A 13,930-nucleotide genomic window follows, 5' to 3' on the forward strand; every position below is an offset into this window, starting at 1 on the left:
GCGCACCATGAGCGATGTCCTCGAATTCGCCGGTGTGGGCGTGCGCCGTGGGACGACCGACCTGCTCAGGGACGTCGACTGGTCGATCGAGGAGGGCGAGCGCTGGGTCGTCATCGGCCCCAACGGGGCCGGGAAGACGACCCTGCTGCAGCTGGCCGCCGCGCGCATGCACCCCACGACCGGCGTGGCAGGCGTGCTGGGCGAGGTGCTGGGGACGGTCGACGTCTTCGAGCTGCGACCCCGGATCGGCGTCTCCAGCGCCGCGGTGGCGGACCGCATCCCGGACGAGGAGCGGGTCAGCGACGTGGTCGTCACTGCCGCCTACGGAGTCCTGGGCCGCTGGCGGGAGGAGTACGACGCGGCCGACGAGCAGCGGGCCACCGAGCTGCTCGAGGCGCTGGGGGTCGCCCACCTGTCCCGACGGCGCTTCGGCACCCTCTCGGAGGGGGAGCGCAAGCGTGTGCAGATCGCGCGGGCCCTGATGACCGACCCTGAGCTCATGCTGCTGGACGAGCCGGCGGCGGGGCTGGACCTGCGGGGCCGGGAGGACCTGGTCGGCCGGCTCAGCCTGCTCGCTCAGGACCTGGAGGCCCCTGCGATGGTCCTGGTGACCCACCACGTGGAGGAGATCCCCCCGGGCTTCACCGACATCCTCATGCTGCGCGACGGCGGGGTGGTGGCCGCCGGCCCGATCGAGGTCACGCTCACCGCCGAGAACCTCTCCTCGACCTTCGGCATCCCCCTGGTGGTCGACCGCCACGGGGAGCGCTGGGCCGCCCGGGCCGAGCAGCCGCCGACGACGGCCGAGGACGCACCGCCCCCGGCGGGCCAGACCGCCCGGTGAGCGTCTGGGAGGTCGTCGCCATCATCCTGGCCGGCCTGGCAGCCGGCACCATCAACACCATCGTGGGGTCCGGCACGCTGGTGACCTTCCCCACCCTCCTCTTCTTCGGCTACCCCCCGGTGTCGGCCAACATCTCCAACAGCCTCGGCCTGGTCCCCGGCGGGATCACCGGGGCCTGGGGCTACCGCCACGAGCTGCGCACCCTCGGCCCCATGCTGCGCCGGCTGGCGCCGGCCTCGCTGCTGGGTTCGATCCTGGGCGCCCTGCTGCTGCTCGTCCTCCCGGCGGCCGCCTTCGAGGCCATCGTGCCCGTGCTGATCTTCCTGGCCCTGGTCCTCGTCGTCCTGGGCCCCCGCCTGTCGGCCTGGGCGGTCCGGCACCACGCGGACCGGATCACCCCGGGCCGGTGGGTCGTGCTGCTGCTGGGGATCCTTGTCGCGGGGATGTACGGCGGCTACTTCGGCGCGGCCCAGGGCGTGCTGCTGCTGGGGATCATGAGCATCCTGCTGCCGCTGGGCCTGCAGCAGATCAACGGGATCAAGAACGTGCTCGGCATGATCGTCAACTTCGTGGCCGCCGTCGTCTTCCTGATCGTCGCCCCCGGCATCGTGAACTGGACGATCGTGCTGCTCATCAGCATCGGCTCCCTCGTGGGCGGGGTGGTCGGGGCGCGGGTGGGCCGGTCCATGCCGCCGGCCCTGCTGCGCGCGGTCATCGTCGTCATCGGGTCGGTGGCCATCGTCAACCTGCTGCTGACCTGATGGACGACCAGCCGGCACCGGACCTCCCGGAGGGGGTCACCTGGATCGAGCGCCCCGACGACCCGCGCGTGCGCGACTACCTGCACCTCACCGACGTCGCCCTGCGCCGTGTGCTCGAACCGGCCGAGGGTCTCTACCTGGCGGAGTCAGACAAGGTCATCGGCCGGGCCCTCGCGGCCGGCCACCGGATGCGCTCGCTGCTGCTGACACCCCGGTGGGTCGAGGACCTCGCCCACCTCGTCGCACCGGCCGTCACCGCGGGCACGCCCGTCCACGTCGCCAGCCCCGCCGTCGTGCAGGAGATGACCGGCTTCCACCTGCACCGCGGGGCGATCGCCGCCATGCACCGGCCCCGGCTGCCGTCGCTCGACGAGGTCCTGGTCGGGGCCGGCAGCGTCGCGGTGCTCGAGGACGTGGTGGACCACACCAACGTCGGCGCGGTCTTCCGCTCCGCGGCCGCCCTGGGGGTGGACGCGGTCCTGGTCACGCCCCGCTGCGCCGACCCGCTGTACCGGCGCTCGGTCCGGGTGTCCATGGGGACCGTCTTCCAGGTCCCCTGGACCAGGGTGGAGCCCTGGCCCGGGGGCGTGGCCACCCTCCAGGGGGCCGGCTTCACCGTCGCCGCCCTCGCGCTGACCGACGACGCGGTGACCCTCGACCGGCTCGCCGCGGACGCCCCCGAGCGGCTCGCCCTCGTCCTGGGCACCGAGGGCGACGGACTGTCGCGGCGGACCGTGGAGGACGCCGACGTGGTCGTGCGCATCCCGATGGGCGGCGGTGTGGACAGCCTCAACGTGGCGGCCGCCTCGGCCGTGGCCTTCTGGGCGCTGCGACCCGAGGGGGCGCCTCCGGACCCTTGACGTCGGGGGACGGCGGACGGACACTGGGCTGTCGGACCCTCACCGCACCGCACCCAGGGGACTGCCATGGGAGACACCCGCAGCCCGGACCGCGCCGACGACCCGGTCGTCACCGATCCGGACAAGTACCACGTGGTCCTGGAGAACGACCGCGTCCGCGTCCTGGAGTACCGCGACGAGCCAGGAGCCCGCACCAGTGCTCACCGGCACCCGGACTCGGTGATGTGCACCCTCTCCGGCTTCGAACGTCGCCTCGCCTACGACGGCGGTTCCCGCGACGTGCGGATGGAGCAGGGTCACGTCGCCTGGCTGCCCGCCCAGGTGCATGCCGGCGAGAACATCGGGCGCACCTCCACCCACGTGATCTTCGTCGAGCTCAAGAACTCCACGACCAGGCCGAGCACCCACCCCGACGCCGCGCCCGCCTGACGCAGGCACGCCCAGGAACGGCTCACACGTCGTAGTCCACGACGACGGGGGAGTGGTCGGAGAGCCGCACCCCGCGGTGGTCACGGTCGACGACCGCCGAGACCGCGGTGCGGGCCAGGCGCGGTGTCGCCAGGTGGTGGTCGATCCGCCACCCCGTGTCCCGCTCGAAGGCCCCGCCCAACCAGCTCCACCACGAGTACGGCCCGTCCGTGCCCGGGTGCAGCGAGCGCACCACGTCGACGAGGGTCCGGGGCGAGAGCAGGTCGTCCATCCAGGCCCGCTCCTCGGGCAGGAAGCCCTCCGAGGTCTGCGCCCGGCGCCAGGCGGCCACGTCGTGCCGGGTGTGCGCCACGTTGAGGTCGCCCACCAGGAGCAGCTCGCGTCCCCGGGCGGCGGCGGCCCGCCGGCTCCGGGTCAGCTGCCGGGCGAAGGCGGCCAGGAAGCGCATCTTGCGCTCGTAGCGGACACCGCCGTCGGACGCCTCCCGCATGCGGGCGGGCACCTGCAACCGGGCCGGCAGCCCTCCCTTGGGCAGGTAGAGGCTGGCGACGGTCACCGGTGCCTCCGCCAGGTCCACCTCGACGTAGCGGCCCTCGTGCGCGTGCCGACCCAGCCCCCGGGCCAGCGGGACCCCGTCGGGTGCGGGGACGGTGTGCAGGTGCTCCTCGCCAGGCCCCCGCACCAGCACGCCCGCGTCCCACGTGCGCACGCCGACCGGTGCCTGCCGCGTCAGCACCGCGACCCCGTTGCGCCCGGCCACCTGCCCCGGCTCGTAGACCACGTGGCGGTCCCCGAACGCCCCCGGCGGCAGGGCCGCCAACGGACAGCGCACCTCCTGCAGGGCGACCACGTCGCAACCGCGGGTGGCCAGCCAGTCGCCGAACCCCCGGCGGTGGGAGGCCCGGATCCCGTTGACGTTGAGGGTGGCGACGCGGAGCACCGCTCGAGGGTATGCGCTGCCGCCGCAGCCGGCTCCCAGCGGGTCGTGCGAGGCTTCGGCACGTGCTGGAGCAGATCTGGGAGCGGGCCCTGACCACGCAGCCCGCCCCGTCGCCGACCGCGCTCCTGGTCCTGGCGCTGCTCGCCCTCCTCGTGACCTGGAGCCCCGTGGGCCACCGGGTGGTGCGCCACCTGGTCACCCTGCTGCACGAGGCCGGTCACGCCGCGGTCGGCGTGCTCGCCGGGAGGCGCGTGCACGGCATACGCCTGCACGCGGACACCTCGGGCCTGACGCTCTCGCGGGGCCGCGCCCGCGGACCGGGGATGGTGCTGATGCTGCTCGCGGGCTACCCGGCGCCGGCCCTGGTCGGCCTGGGCGCGGCCGCGCTGCTGTCCCGGGGGTATGCCGTGGGGCTGCTCTGGGCGCTCGTGCTCCTGTGCGGCGTGGTGCTGCTGCTCGTGCGCAACGTCTACGGGCTGCTGGTCGTGGTGGTAACCGGCGCCGGCGTCGCCGTCCTCTCCTGGGTCGCCGAGCCCCGGTTGCTCTCCTGGGTGGCCGCCGCGCTGGTGTGGGTGGTGCTGCTGGGGGCGCCCCGGTCGGTGGTCGAGCTGCAGCGGCACCGGCGACGTGGTGCGCGGGGCTCGGACGTCGACCAGCTGGCGGGGCTGACCGGCGTCCCCGCCGTCCTGTGGGTGGCCCTGTTCTGGCTGGTGGCGGTGGCCTGCCTGGGGGCGGCGGGCTGGTTGCTCCTGCGCTGAGGCCGGCTACTGGATCCCCTGCTCGATCAGGCGGTCGACCGCGGCGACGGCGTCCGCGTCACCGGCGATCCGGACGGCGGAACGGGGGCCGCGACCCCACGCCCACAGCGCCAGGTCGCGGGCGGTCCCGGTCACCGTGGCGGTGGGCAGCGCCGGGTCCGGCTCCTGACCCGCGCGACGCGCCCGGGCCATGTCGAACTCCGTGCCCGACTCCGGTCCGGTCCCGTGCCACCGGCCCACGTCCACCTGCCACCGGTCGCCGGTGTCGGTGGCGACCAGCTCGACCACGGCCGTGGAGTCGTCCTGGGCCCAGTCCGGGACGTATCCCCACATGACGTCGACGCAGTGCTCCACCGCGCCCGCGGCGACCTCCGGGTCGAGCGGGGAGGGTGGCAGTCCGGCGGTCAGCTCCGCGTCGACGCGGTGCAGCGTGGCCTCGTAGGTCTGCATGCGGCGGGTGAACCCCACCGTCTGGTCCGGGGGCCACCAGGACCAGCGGGGCTCGGCGTCGTCCAGCGCGCCGAGCTGCTCCAGCAGGGCGTCGGTGGCCCGGGCCCGCAGGGCGAGAAGCTCCTCGACGCCGTCCGGCCGCGGGGGCGCGGCCTGCTCCAGGGCCTCGACCCCCTCGTCGTCGCGCACGTCCGACCCCAGCACCTGCGCCCAGAACGCGTGCACCTCGGCCAGGTGGTGGAGCAGGTCACGGGCGTCCCACCCGGGGCAGGTGGGCACCGGTGCCTGCGGGTCGGCACCGGCGAGCACCTCGGCGAAGCGGTCGGACTCGGAGCGGATGACGGCCAGAGGGTCCATGACGTCGCAGGCTAGTCCTGCCGGGCCGGGGCGTCGAGGGCCTCGACCGCTTGCTCCCAGGCCTCCCGCGGCGTGGTGCGCCCTCCCCTGGCCGTCAGGCGCTGCCAGTCGCCGGGGCTGACCGCGTCGCGGGCCGCGGCGGTCCCGTCGGCCAGGCGTCGTGCGTAGGCCTCGGTCGGCGGGATGTCGCTGGCCCGGCGGACGGCCTCCGCCGCCCCCAGGAGCAGCGGGACCGGACCGCGCCGGTCCAGACGGGTGCACAGGACCGCCAGGTGCTCCAGGAGCTCCACGTCGACCTCGTTGTCCCCCAGGGCGAGCATCTGCGCGCCGTGGCCGACCATCCCCTCCCGGGCCGCGGCAAGGTCCCCGGCGGCGAGGTGGGCCTCGGCCAGGTTGAGCCGGTCCACCGCCATGCCCCAGACGTCACCCAGCCGTTCGTCGATCGAGAGCACCTCGCCCAGGAGCCGTCGGGCCGTGTCCGCGTCACCCTCGTCGAGCGCCAGCATGGCCAGGTTGTTCAGGCAGGTGGAGACACGCTCGTCGTCACCGGCGGCCACCGCCAGCCGGTGCGCCGTGCCGAGCAGCTCCCGGGCCGCGTCGACGCGGCCCCGTCGCATCTCGACGAGTCCCAGGCTGTTGGACTCCCGGCCCTGGGTGGCCAGGTCGCCCCGGGCCACGGCCGCGTCCAGGCACCGTCGCAGGATCTCGGCCGCGCGGTCCAGCTCCCCCTGCTGGTCGAGCATGATCCCCAGCCCGTGCCACGCCGCCAGGGCCTCGGGGTCCTGGCTGTCGCCGGCCACCTCGCTGGCGCGGGCCAGCCACCGTCGGCCCTCGTCCTGGCGGGAGGACAGGTGCCAGTGCAGGGTCAGGAGCCGGCACATCTCCAGGCCGGTCGCCAGCTGCGGCGATCCCGGGCGGAGGCACCAGTCGAGGGCCTGGGCGGTGTTGTGGTGCTGCTCCTCGAGGCTGTCCAGCGCCGCCACGTGGTGGGTGCCGCGCAACCGCGGGCACTCCCGGCGCACGAGCGCGGCCGCCACCTCCGCCTGCCGGCGACGGGCGTCGGCCTCCGCCACCGGGTCCTCCCCGAGGCGCTCCTGGGCGTAGGCGCAGACCACCCGCAGGATGCGGAAGCGGGGCTCCCCGGAGGCCTCCTCGTCGGCGTGCACGAGGCTGGCCTCGACGAGGTCGAGGAGCAGGTCGACGACGTCGTCGGCCGGCCGGTCGAGGACGGCCGCGGCGGCGTCCACCCCGAACGGGCCCCGGAAGACGCCGAGCCGGGCGAGGGCGTCGGCCGCGTCCTCGGTCAGCAGGCGCCAGCTCCAGTCGAGGGTGCTGCGCAGGGACAGCTGCCGGTCGGTGCGGTCCACCGCACGCCCGGCCAGGTCGAGGGCGTCGTCGAGGCGGGCCAGGACGGCCCGGGGCGTGAGGAGCCGGCTGCGGGCGGCGACCAGCTCGACCGCCAGCGGCAGCCCGTCGATCCGCTCGCAGACGGCCTCGACCACCTGGCGCTCGTCGTGGTCGGGCGACCAGCCAGGCCGCTGCCGACGGACGTGCTCGACGTAGAGGTCGACCGCGTCGGCAGGCTCGAGCGGTGCGAGCGGCGCGAGCTGCTCCCCGAGCAGGTGCAGGGGCGAGCGGGAGGTGGCGAGGACCTCCACGCCGGGTGCCTCCGCCAGCACGGAGGCGACGACCGGCGCCGCCGGGGCGAGGTGCTCCAGGTTGTCCATGACCAGCAGGAGCCGCCGACGGGACAGCCCCGCCAGCACCTGCTCCCGCGTGCCCGTGCCGCCCCGGACACCGGCGGCCGCCGCCAGCGCGCCCCATACCTGCTCCTCGTCGGTGGAACGGGCCAGGGGCACGAACCACACCCCGTCCGGCAGCTCGTCGCGGCGGGCGGCGACGGCGATGGCGAGCCGTGACTTGCCGACCCCCCCGGGACCCACGACCGTGACGACCCTGCCGGGGGCCAGCAGGCCCAGGACGAGGTCCACCTCCGTGTCCCGCCCCACGAGGGGCCCGTGGACCGTGGGAAGGTCCGCCGGGGACCCCAGGGAGCGGACCGCCCGGGGCCCGGGAGCCGCGGAGGTCGGGTCCAGCACCACCTCGTGCAGGCGCTGCGGGGCGTCGATGTCCTTGAGCCGGTGCAGCCCGACGTCCCGCAGCCGGACCTGGTCCTCGCCCACGAGGGCGCGGGTGCTCTCGGTGAGCAGCACCTGGCCCCCACCGGCGGTCGAGGCCACGCGCGCGGCGAGGTGGACGTCCATCCCGACGTAGCCGTCCTCGTGCCGCTGGGGGGCGCCGGTGTGCAGGCCCATCCGCACCTTCACGTCGACGTCCTCGGGCCAGGGGGTGGTGGCCAGGCGCTCCTGCGCCTGGACGGCGGCCGACAGCGCGTCCTGGGCCGTGCGGAAGACGACGAAGAAGGAGTCGCCCTCGGTCCCCATCTCGCTGCCGCCGTGGTCGTGGATGGCCTCGCGCATGATCATCCGCTGAGTGCTGAGCACCTCGCGGTAGGACAGGCCAAGGCGGTCCAGCAGCACCGTGGATCCCTCGATGTCGCTGAAGAGCAGCGTCAGGGTGCCCTCGGGCAGCCGGGGGCGGGGGGTCTCCTCGCGCGTGGACGCCTCAGCCATGGGGACCGGGCGGGCGTTCCTCGCGACGGTGCGCCGCGGCCACCTCTTCCAGCGCCCCGGCGTCGAGGGCCGACGCCGGGACCCGGGCCAGCCGGACCGGCGTGCGGGCGGTCACCGTCGCCGACCGGCGGCCACCCTCGAGCGCGGCGCGCTCGCCGATCACGGCACCGGGGCCGAGCTCGGCCAGGACGTCGCCGTCGACGCTGACGTCGAGGACGCCGTCGAGCACCAGGTGCACGTCGGTGCCCTCCTCGCCCTGGCGCACGACGTCCTCGCCCTTGCCGACCTGCACGATCCTGGGGGTCTGCTCCCCCCGCATGATGGTGCTCGAGAGCCGACGCTCGGCCGCCGACTCCGCGGCGATGGTGAGGGCGGGCGAGTCCTGGGACCCCCAGGGGGTGCGGTCGCCGAAGCTGTGGTCCAACCAGTCCTGCAGCTGGGCCAGGCCCGACTTGCTCTGCAGCCTGCCGTCGCTGCCGTAGACCCAGTGCCGGGGGAAGGAGGAGGCGCCGACCAGCTCGACGAGCCGGTCGCCGTCCCTGGTCAGCGTCAGTTGCAGAGTGGTCCACACGATGGGAGCCTGCCACCGCACGTAGGGCGCGTGCTTGACCGGACGGGGGAGGGGGATGCCGGTGCGGCCGCCCACCGTCTGCCGCAGGACCACCCGGTCCTCGGTGATCTCCGGCTCGGCCTGGAGCACCGGGAGGCCGAACCCCATGAACGTGACGGTCGCCACCCGGGCCCGGACGGTGGTGCTGCCCATGAGCAGTCCGGAGTCCTCCCCGTACCCGCCACGGGGCGGACCGTCGCCGAACTCGGCCCAGCCGGTGAGGACGTTGGCGAACCGGAAGCGGTCGTCGTCGCGCAGGGCGCGCACGTCCTCGGGGCCGTCGACGACGTCCCTGGGCGGGTCGTCGTAGTGCGACAGTCCCAGCTCGAAACCGCCGCGCAACCAGTTGCGGACGGACTCCGAGGGGATCCACGACATCGTGATCGCCTGGCCCTTGACGTCCATGGAGGGAAGTCAAGCACCACAGGCAGCGGCCCGCACCTGAAATTGGCCCGGGATCGTCCCTGGGGATGACGTCCCGGTCCTCGCGAGGAGGACCCGGTGGCGCCAGGGGGTGACAGGAGGCCTCCGGTGCCCTAGCGTCCGAGCATGGAGATCACCTTCGACGACGAGAACGACCCGCTGGACCACGTCATCAGCCTCGTGGAGGAGCGCTACGGCGTGCGCCTGCAGGTCGCAGGGCGGCCCGACGAGGGGCCCGGGTCCGACGACGGCGGGGACGGCAACCTGCAGGCGGCCCCCCGGCACGAGGCCCTGCGGAACAAGCAGGACCGCACCTGAGGTCCTGGACCGCCTGACCTGCGGGTCCTAGACCTCGGCGGCCAGACCGTCCACCACCTGCACCCCGCGCAGGTCTGCTGTCAGTGCGCCCGGGAGGCGCAGCTTGCTGCGCCGCACGCCTGATCCGACGACGACCGCCGCGCGGTCGAGGACACGGGCGTCGACGAGGACCGGCCAGTCGGCGGGCAGCCCGACCGGGGTGATGCCGCCGTGCTCCATCCCCGTGCGCGCGACCGCGTCGTCCATGGCCATGAAGGAACACTTGCGCACCTCCAGGGCCTTGCGGACCGTCCGGTTCACGTCGGCCCTGGTGTGACCCAGCACGAGCACCGCGCAGACGCGCTCCTCACCGGAACGGGCGCCGGCCACGACGAGACAGTTGGCCATGTCCGCCAGGTCCATCCCGGTGACCGCCACGAGGTCGGCGGTGTCGGCCGAGGCGGGGTCGATCTCGGCGACCTCGATCCGGCCCACGTCGACGGTGCCCGCGGACCGCATACCCTCCAGCGCCTCGCGGACGGGGTCGGCGAGGAGGTCGGGGCGCTCCAGCGCCGGGACCCAGGCCAGCCTCACAGCTGGTAGGTGCCGGTGATCGACCCCCGGGCCAGGACGTTGCCCAGCGTGCTGAACTGCGCCTTGGCGACCGACGTCCGGGCGTCCAGCCCGGTGTCGGCCACGTCCAGCGCCCACACCGTGAAGACGTAGCGGTGGGCGGGGTCGCCCTCGGGGGGTGCGCAGCCGCCGAAGTCGCGGGTGCCGTAGTCGTTGGCCAGCGTGGTCGCGCCCGCCCCGACCGGCTGACCGAACTCACCGGCACCGGTCGGCAGGGAGGTCACCTCGGGCGGGATGCCCACGACGGCCCAGTGGTGGAAGCCGCCGAGGACGGGCGCGTCCGGGTCGTGGCAGACGAGGAGGTAGGACCGGGTGCCCTCGGGGGCGCCGCTCCAGGACAGCTGCGGGGAGGTGTTGCCGAACCCGAAGCCGGCCGTCGACGGCAGCGGCGAGCCGTCCTCGAAGTCCTCGCTGGTGACCTGCAGCTCGGCGGGCGCGGCCGGCAGGTGCTCGAGCGGGTGCGGGGCAAGGGTGCGTTCCAGGTCCATGGCCCGACCCTAACGAGCGCGCCTGGCGGTCGCACGTGGGGCCGGGAGGCCCGTGGCACAGTGGCCTCATGGCCGACCCCAGGCGCTGCATCCTGCACCTGGACCTCGACGCGTTCTTCGCGGCGGTGGAGCAGCGGGACAAGCCGTCCCTGCGCGGGCGACCGGTGATCGTCGGGGGGACCGGGCACCGCGGCGTGGTCTCGACCGCGTCCTACGAGGCGCGGGTCTTCGGGGCCCGGTCGGCCATGCCGACGGCGGAGGCCCGCCGGCGCTGCCCGCCGGGCACCGCATTCCTCTCGTCCCGGTTCGCCGCCTACCGCGCCAGCTCCCAGGTCGTCATGGAGATCCTGCGCTCCCGCTCACCCCTCGTGGAGCAGGTGTCGGTGGACGAGGCGTACGTCGACCTGGCCGCGGGGGAGGCCCCGCCCGGCTGGGAGGGGGAGGCGGTCGAGGAGTGGTGCGGCCGCCTGCTCGGGGAGATCACCGCCGCGACGGGAGGCCTGACCGCCTCGGTGGGCGTGGCGACCTCGAAGATGATGGCCAAGCTGGCGAGCGAGATGGACAAGCCGGGCGGGACGACGGTCGTCCGGCCCGGGCGGGAGCTGGAGGTGCTGCACCCCCTGCCGGTGCGCGCGGTGCCCGGGGTCGGCCCGGCGACGGCCGCCCGGCTGCGGACGTTCGGGGTCGAGACGGTGGGCGACCTGGCCAGGGTGTCCCGCAGCGACCTCGTCGCGATCTTCGGGACGGCGCACGGGGAGTCGCTGCACCGCCTCGGACGCGCCGAGGACGACCGGGCCGTCGTGGTGGAACGGGAGGCCAAGAGCATCTCGGTCGAGGAGACCTTCGAGACCGACGTCGTCGAACGGCCCCTGCTGGAGGGTGAGCTGGCCCGGATGGCGGCCCGGCTGGCCGGCCGGCTGACGGACGCCACGACGTTCGCGCGCACGGTGACCGTGAAGGTCCGTCAGCACGACTTCAGCACCCAGACACGGTCGGCCACCCTGCCCTTCGCCACCGGGGACGAGACGGTCGTGCTGCGGGAGGGGCGCCGGCTGCTGGCGGGGGTGGACGTGTCCGGGGGGATCCGGCTGCTCGGCCTGGGGGTCAGCGGTCTGACCGACCACGCCCAGGAGGAGCTGGTCGTGCTGGACGGTGCCGTGCACCAGAACCTGCTCCTGCCCGACGCGAGCTCACCGGTCGAGGTGGCCACGGAGGCGGCGGGTCCCCCGAGCGCGGTGGCGACCCGGCTGGGCGGGTCCGAGGGCTGGCGGACCGGTCAGGACGTGCGGCACGACCACCACGGACCGGGGTGGGTGTGGGGCAGCGGACGCGGGCGCGTCACGGTCCGGTTCGAGGGTCCTCGGACGGCGCCGGGGCCGGTCCGGACTTTCACGACCGACGACCCCGCGCTGTCACCGGCGGACCCGCCGGACTGGCGCGCGGAGGAGGGTGAGGACGTCGGTGCGCGGTGAGCGGAGTGGCACGGAGCACCGGTCCGACCGTGCTAATCTTGTCCGTCGTTGCCCGCTCCGGCGGGTGGCACCCTGTCCGGGTGGCGGAATGGCAGACGCGCTAGCTTGAGGTGCTAGTGCCCTTAACGGGCGTGGGGGTTCAAGTCCCCCTCCGGACACGCTGCTGGACACACGCTTGCCCCGCGGTCGCGGTGACCAGCTTCTTCGCGTGGTCGTACTCGAGCCGAATGTCCAGCGACAGATACAGTTTGGCCTTCTCGAGAGGCTCGGCCTTGGCGAGGATGGTGGCGATTCCACCTAGTTCTTGGATCGCATGCTCAATCTGGGCTGGTGTTGGTCGGCTGGGAGCGGATCTCGCACGCATCTGCGCCAGGAGTCCTTCTCTCTCCCGGGAACGCTCGCGCAGTCGTGCCGTGAGGGCCTCGATATCTCCGCCGGTCTCCACTGCTGCCACCAAGGCCGTGATCTTCCGATCGAGCTCGGCTATCTGACGCCGTAGGGAATCGTGCATCTGGTCGACCGGGGCTTCTGCTGCTGTCGAAGCAAGGGTTTCGGGGTTCGTCAACTTGGCAATCCAGGCGTCGAGTGACGGCACGATAGCGTCCTCGCGAACGTAAAGAGAGCGCGGGTGATCCTGCAGTTCGGGAGGTACCGTTCGTGCCCCCCGCAGTGTGCACCGATAAAGTAGGCGACCCGAAGATCGGTCATCTCGATTTGATCGCCAGGCGCCCTGCATGCGACGTCCGCAATGGACGCAGAATAGTACTCCGCGCAACTGATAGGGACGTTCTGTGCGTTTCGCGCGACTCACGGTCGGGGTCGGACTTGCGATCTGTCCACGAGCAGCTGCGAACAAGTCGTTTGATATCAGGGCAGGATGTGTCCCGCTAGTCGACCGTACCCAGGTGTCTTCGTTGCGCCACCGCATTCGGGTCACGTATCCGGCCCCAACATCCTCTGGGTCGATTAGTGTCTCGAACTTTTCCTGTTTGCCCCAGACTCTCACCCCAGTGTATGTCTCGTTTTGAAGTATCGCCCTGACTGACGCGTACGACCAACCCCGCGGATCACGATGGGGGTTGCGGCGGGGGTCGTGAGCAGAGGGCGACGGATGGCCGGCATCCGTCAGCTTTTGGGCGATCGACCGAAGACCGTGCCCCTCTGCGCAAAGCTTGAATATCAGCTGGACCACCGGGGCCGTCACCGGATCAGCGACGAGTCGGTGTGCTCGCTGACCGGAGGCTGCTTTGCCCGGATTTGGGTGAGGGCCTGCGTCTACGAGCTGATACCCGTACGGGGGGCGACCACCTAAGAATCGGTCCGTGGTGGAGGCCAGGTCCTGCATCGCGGCTTTGGTTCGAACCTGCACGCGAGTGCGTTCGCCCTTGGACATCCCCCCGAACAGCATCATCACCATGTCGTGGGCCTCGGACCCAGGATCGACGGGTCCGCCTACCTCTGGGACCCACAGCTGCACGCCGTAGTGGGTAAACACGGGGAAAGTGAGTCCGAACTGGTTGCCATAGAAGGCTCGCTGCGGTTCACCGATGACAACGGCTTCAAACCCTCGATCGGGCTGGCTGAGCAGGTCTAGCAGTCGGTTCGCCTCGGGTCTGCGCTTCCATGGGAGGGAGCGACTCGTTCCGATATCGAAGAACTCCTGCACCACCTGTCCGCCGTGCATCTCCACCAGCTGTTTGGCTCTCCGCAGTTGCCACCCTCTCGAAGCAGCTGGGTCCTGCTGGTCCTCCGTGGACACGCGGCCGTAGAAGGCGACTCGAATCATGCGACCTCCGATGGCCGATCCCGCGACTGCATGGTGGCGACGATGATGTCTGCCAGGATCCGGACAGTCGTACTTGGCAAGGTGTAGTCACATGGTAGGTCTACGCGCAGCGTCGAGGTGAGGTGCTCCGCACCAGGATCGCTCCGCCGAACCAAGTCACTCACCGTGTTGGATCTGGTCCGACGAAGG

At 73.0% G+C, this 13,930-nt stretch carries 14 protein-coding genes, 1 tRNA gene and 1 pseudogene; 8 read left to right on the forward strand and 8 right to left on the reverse strand.

Annotation, left to right across the window (positions count from 1 at the left end; translation table 11 throughout):
* The first annotated feature begins 7 nt into the window (after window positions 1–7).
* From ACWHYA_RS12235 to ACWHYA_RS12250, 4 genes are all read left to right on the forward strand, one after another.
* Window positions 8–844 carry an ABC transporter ATP-binding protein gene (locus tag ACWHYA_RS12235; RefSeq protein WP_425943495.1) on the forward strand — a complete coding sequence of 279 codons (837 nt, stop codon included), beginning with the start codon at window positions 8–10 and terminating at the stop codon, window positions 842–844.
* A complete protein-coding gene (locus ACWHYA_RS12240) occupies window positions 841–1,605 on the forward strand; it encodes a sulfite exporter TauE/SafE family protein (protein WP_425943494.1) in 765 nt (254 codons plus the stop codon). Before ACWHYA_RS12235 ends, ACWHYA_RS12240 begins: the two co-directional genes overlap by 4 nt.
* The gene (locus ACWHYA_RS12245; protein WP_425943493.1) at window positions 1,605–2,465 is read left to right on the forward strand and encodes a TrmH family RNA methyltransferase; all 861 of its coding nucleotides are present in this window, start codon (window positions 1,605–1,607) and stop codon (window positions 2,463–2,465) included. The genes ACWHYA_RS12240 and ACWHYA_RS12245 overlap by 1 nt, the downstream gene beginning before the upstream one ends.
* Before the next feature lie 66 nt (window positions 2,466–2,531).
* Complete coding sequence (locus tag ACWHYA_RS12250) at window positions 2,532–2,894, forward strand: cupin domain-containing protein (RefSeq protein ID WP_425943492.1); 363 nt, start codon at window positions 2,532–2,534, stop codon at window positions 2,892–2,894.
* A gap of 22 nt (window positions 2,895–2,916) precedes the next feature.
* Here the strand turns inward: ACWHYA_RS12250 and ACWHYA_RS12255 are convergent, their stop codons facing one another.
* On the reverse strand, window positions 2,917–3,834 hold the full coding sequence (locus tag ACWHYA_RS12255) for an exodeoxyribonuclease III (RefSeq protein ID WP_425943491.1): 918 nt from the start codon (window positions 3,832–3,834) through the stop codon (window positions 2,917–2,919).
* A gap of 62 nt (window positions 3,835–3,896) precedes the next feature.
* Here ACWHYA_RS12255 and ACWHYA_RS12260 point away from each other — a divergent pair, with 62 nt between their 5' ends.
* Window positions 3,897–4,592 (forward strand): M50 family metallopeptidase, encoded by a 696-nt coding sequence (locus ACWHYA_RS12260; protein ID WP_425943490.1) that lies wholly within the window; start codon window positions 3,897–3,899, stop codon window positions 4,590–4,592.
* Window positions 4,593–4,598: 6 nt separating this feature from the next.
* On the opposite strand, the gene ACWHYA_RS12265 is transcribed toward ACWHYA_RS12260, so the two are convergent.
* From ACWHYA_RS12265 to ACWHYA_RS12275, 3 genes are read right to left on the reverse strand one after another with little or no spacing between them, the layout of a single operon-like run.
* Complete coding sequence (locus ACWHYA_RS12265) at window positions 4,599–5,399, reverse strand: maleylpyruvate isomerase family mycothiol-dependent enzyme (RefSeq protein WP_425943489.1); 801 nt, start codon at window positions 5,397–5,399, stop codon at window positions 4,599–4,601.
* 11 nt (window positions 5,400–5,410) lie between these two features.
* Window positions 5,411–8,032, reverse strand: a complete 2,622-nt coding sequence (locus ACWHYA_RS12270; protein WP_425943488.1) for a tetratricopeptide repeat protein — start codon at window positions 8,030–8,032, stop codon at window positions 5,411–5,413.
* Window positions 8,025–9,047, reverse strand: a complete 1,023-nt coding sequence (locus ACWHYA_RS12275) for a cyclic nucleotide-binding domain-containing protein (protein WP_425943487.1) — start codon at window positions 9,045–9,047, stop codon at window positions 8,025–8,027. The genes ACWHYA_RS12270 and ACWHYA_RS12275 overlap by 8 nt, the downstream gene beginning before the upstream one ends.
* Before the next feature lie 144 nt (window positions 9,048–9,191).
* Here ACWHYA_RS12275 and ACWHYA_RS12280 point away from each other — a divergent pair, with 144 nt between their 5' ends.
* A complete protein-coding gene (locus tag ACWHYA_RS12280; RefSeq protein WP_425943486.1) occupies window positions 9,192–9,383 on the forward strand; it encodes a hypothetical protein in 192 nt (63 codons plus the stop codon).
* Window positions 9,384–9,410: 27 nt separating this feature from the next.
* On the opposite strand, the gene ACWHYA_RS12285 is transcribed toward ACWHYA_RS12280, so the two are convergent.
* Together ACWHYA_RS12285 and ACWHYA_RS12290 are read right to left on the reverse strand one after the other, a co-directional pair.
* Entirely contained in the window at window positions 9,411–9,956 is a 546-nt protein-coding gene (locus ACWHYA_RS12285; protein WP_425943485.1) for a YbaK/EbsC family protein, read from the reverse strand.
* Window positions 9,953–10,483: a YbhB/YbcL family Raf kinase inhibitor-like protein gene (locus tag ACWHYA_RS12290; protein ID WP_425943484.1), complete on the reverse strand. Its 531-nt coding sequence runs from the start codon at window positions 10,481–10,483 to the stop codon at window positions 9,953–9,955. Before ACWHYA_RS12290 ends, ACWHYA_RS12285 begins: the two co-directional genes overlap by 4 nt.
* Window positions 10,484–10,551: 68 nt before the next feature.
* On the opposite strand from ACWHYA_RS12290, the gene ACWHYA_RS12295 reads away from it, so the two are divergent.
* Window positions 10,552–11,955, forward strand: coding sequence for a DNA polymerase IV (locus tag ACWHYA_RS12295; protein ID WP_425943483.1), 1,404 nt, complete (start codon window positions 10,552–10,554; stop codon window positions 11,953–11,955).
* Window positions 11,956–12,029: 74 nt separating this feature from the next.
* A tRNA-Leu gene (locus tag ACWHYA_RS12300) sits at window positions 12,030–12,113 on the forward strand.
* On the opposite strand, the gene ACWHYA_RS12305 is transcribed toward ACWHYA_RS12300, so the two are convergent.
* Together ACWHYA_RS12305 and ACWHYA_RS12310 are read right to left on the reverse strand one after the other, a co-directional pair.
* Entirely contained in the window at window positions 12,095–12,550 is a 456-nt protein-coding gene (locus ACWHYA_RS12305; protein ID WP_425943740.1) for a hypothetical protein, read from the reverse strand. The two genes, ACWHYA_RS12300 and ACWHYA_RS12305, sit on opposite strands and share 19 nt — an antisense overlap.
* A 246-nt stretch (window positions 12,551–12,796) precedes the next feature.
* Window positions 12,797–13,741, reverse strand: a pseudogene (locus tag ACWHYA_RS12310) (recombinase family protein); the annotation flags it as partial.
* Window positions 13,742–13,930 lie beyond the last annotated feature (189 nt).

Source organism: Ornithinimicrobium carbonis, from assembly GCF_977012275.1.

Excerpts from the sequence above, each read along its gene's own strand:
- ACWHYA_RS12235 (WP_425943495.1), top strand. The coding sequence starts at position 8 with ATGAGCGATGTCCTCGAATTCGCCGGTGTGGGCGTGCGCCGTGGGACG.
- ACWHYA_RS12245 (WP_425943493.1), top strand. The coding sequence starts at position 1,605 with ATGGACGACCAGCCGGCACCGGACCTCCCGGAGGGGGTCACCTGGATC.
- ACWHYA_RS12250 (WP_425943492.1), top strand. The coding sequence starts at position 2,532 with ATGGGAGACACCCGCAGCCCGGACCGCGCCGACGACCCGGTCGTCACC.
- ACWHYA_RS12265 (WP_425943489.1), bottom strand. The coding sequence starts at position 5,399 with ATGGACCCTCTGGCCGTCATCCGCTCCGAGTCCGACCGCTTCGCCGAG.
- ACWHYA_RS12270 (WP_425943488.1), bottom strand. The coding sequence starts at position 8,032 with ATGGCTGAGGCGTCCACGCGCGAGGAGACCCCCCGCCCCCGGCTGCCC.
- ACWHYA_RS12275 (WP_425943487.1), bottom strand. The coding sequence starts at position 9,047 with ATGGACGTCAAGGGCCAGGCGATCACGATGTCGTGGATCCCCTCGGAG.
- ACWHYA_RS12280 (WP_425943486.1), top strand. The coding sequence starts at position 9,192 with ATGGAGATCACCTTCGACGACGAGAACGACCCGCTGGACCACGTCATC.
- ACWHYA_RS12290 (WP_425943484.1), bottom strand. The coding sequence starts at position 10,483 with ATGGACCTGGAACGCACCCTTGCCCCGCACCCGCTCGAGCACCTGCCG.
- ACWHYA_RS12295 (WP_425943483.1), top strand. The coding sequence starts at position 10,552 with ATGGCCGACCCCAGGCGCTGCATCCTGCACCTGGACCTCGACGCGTTC.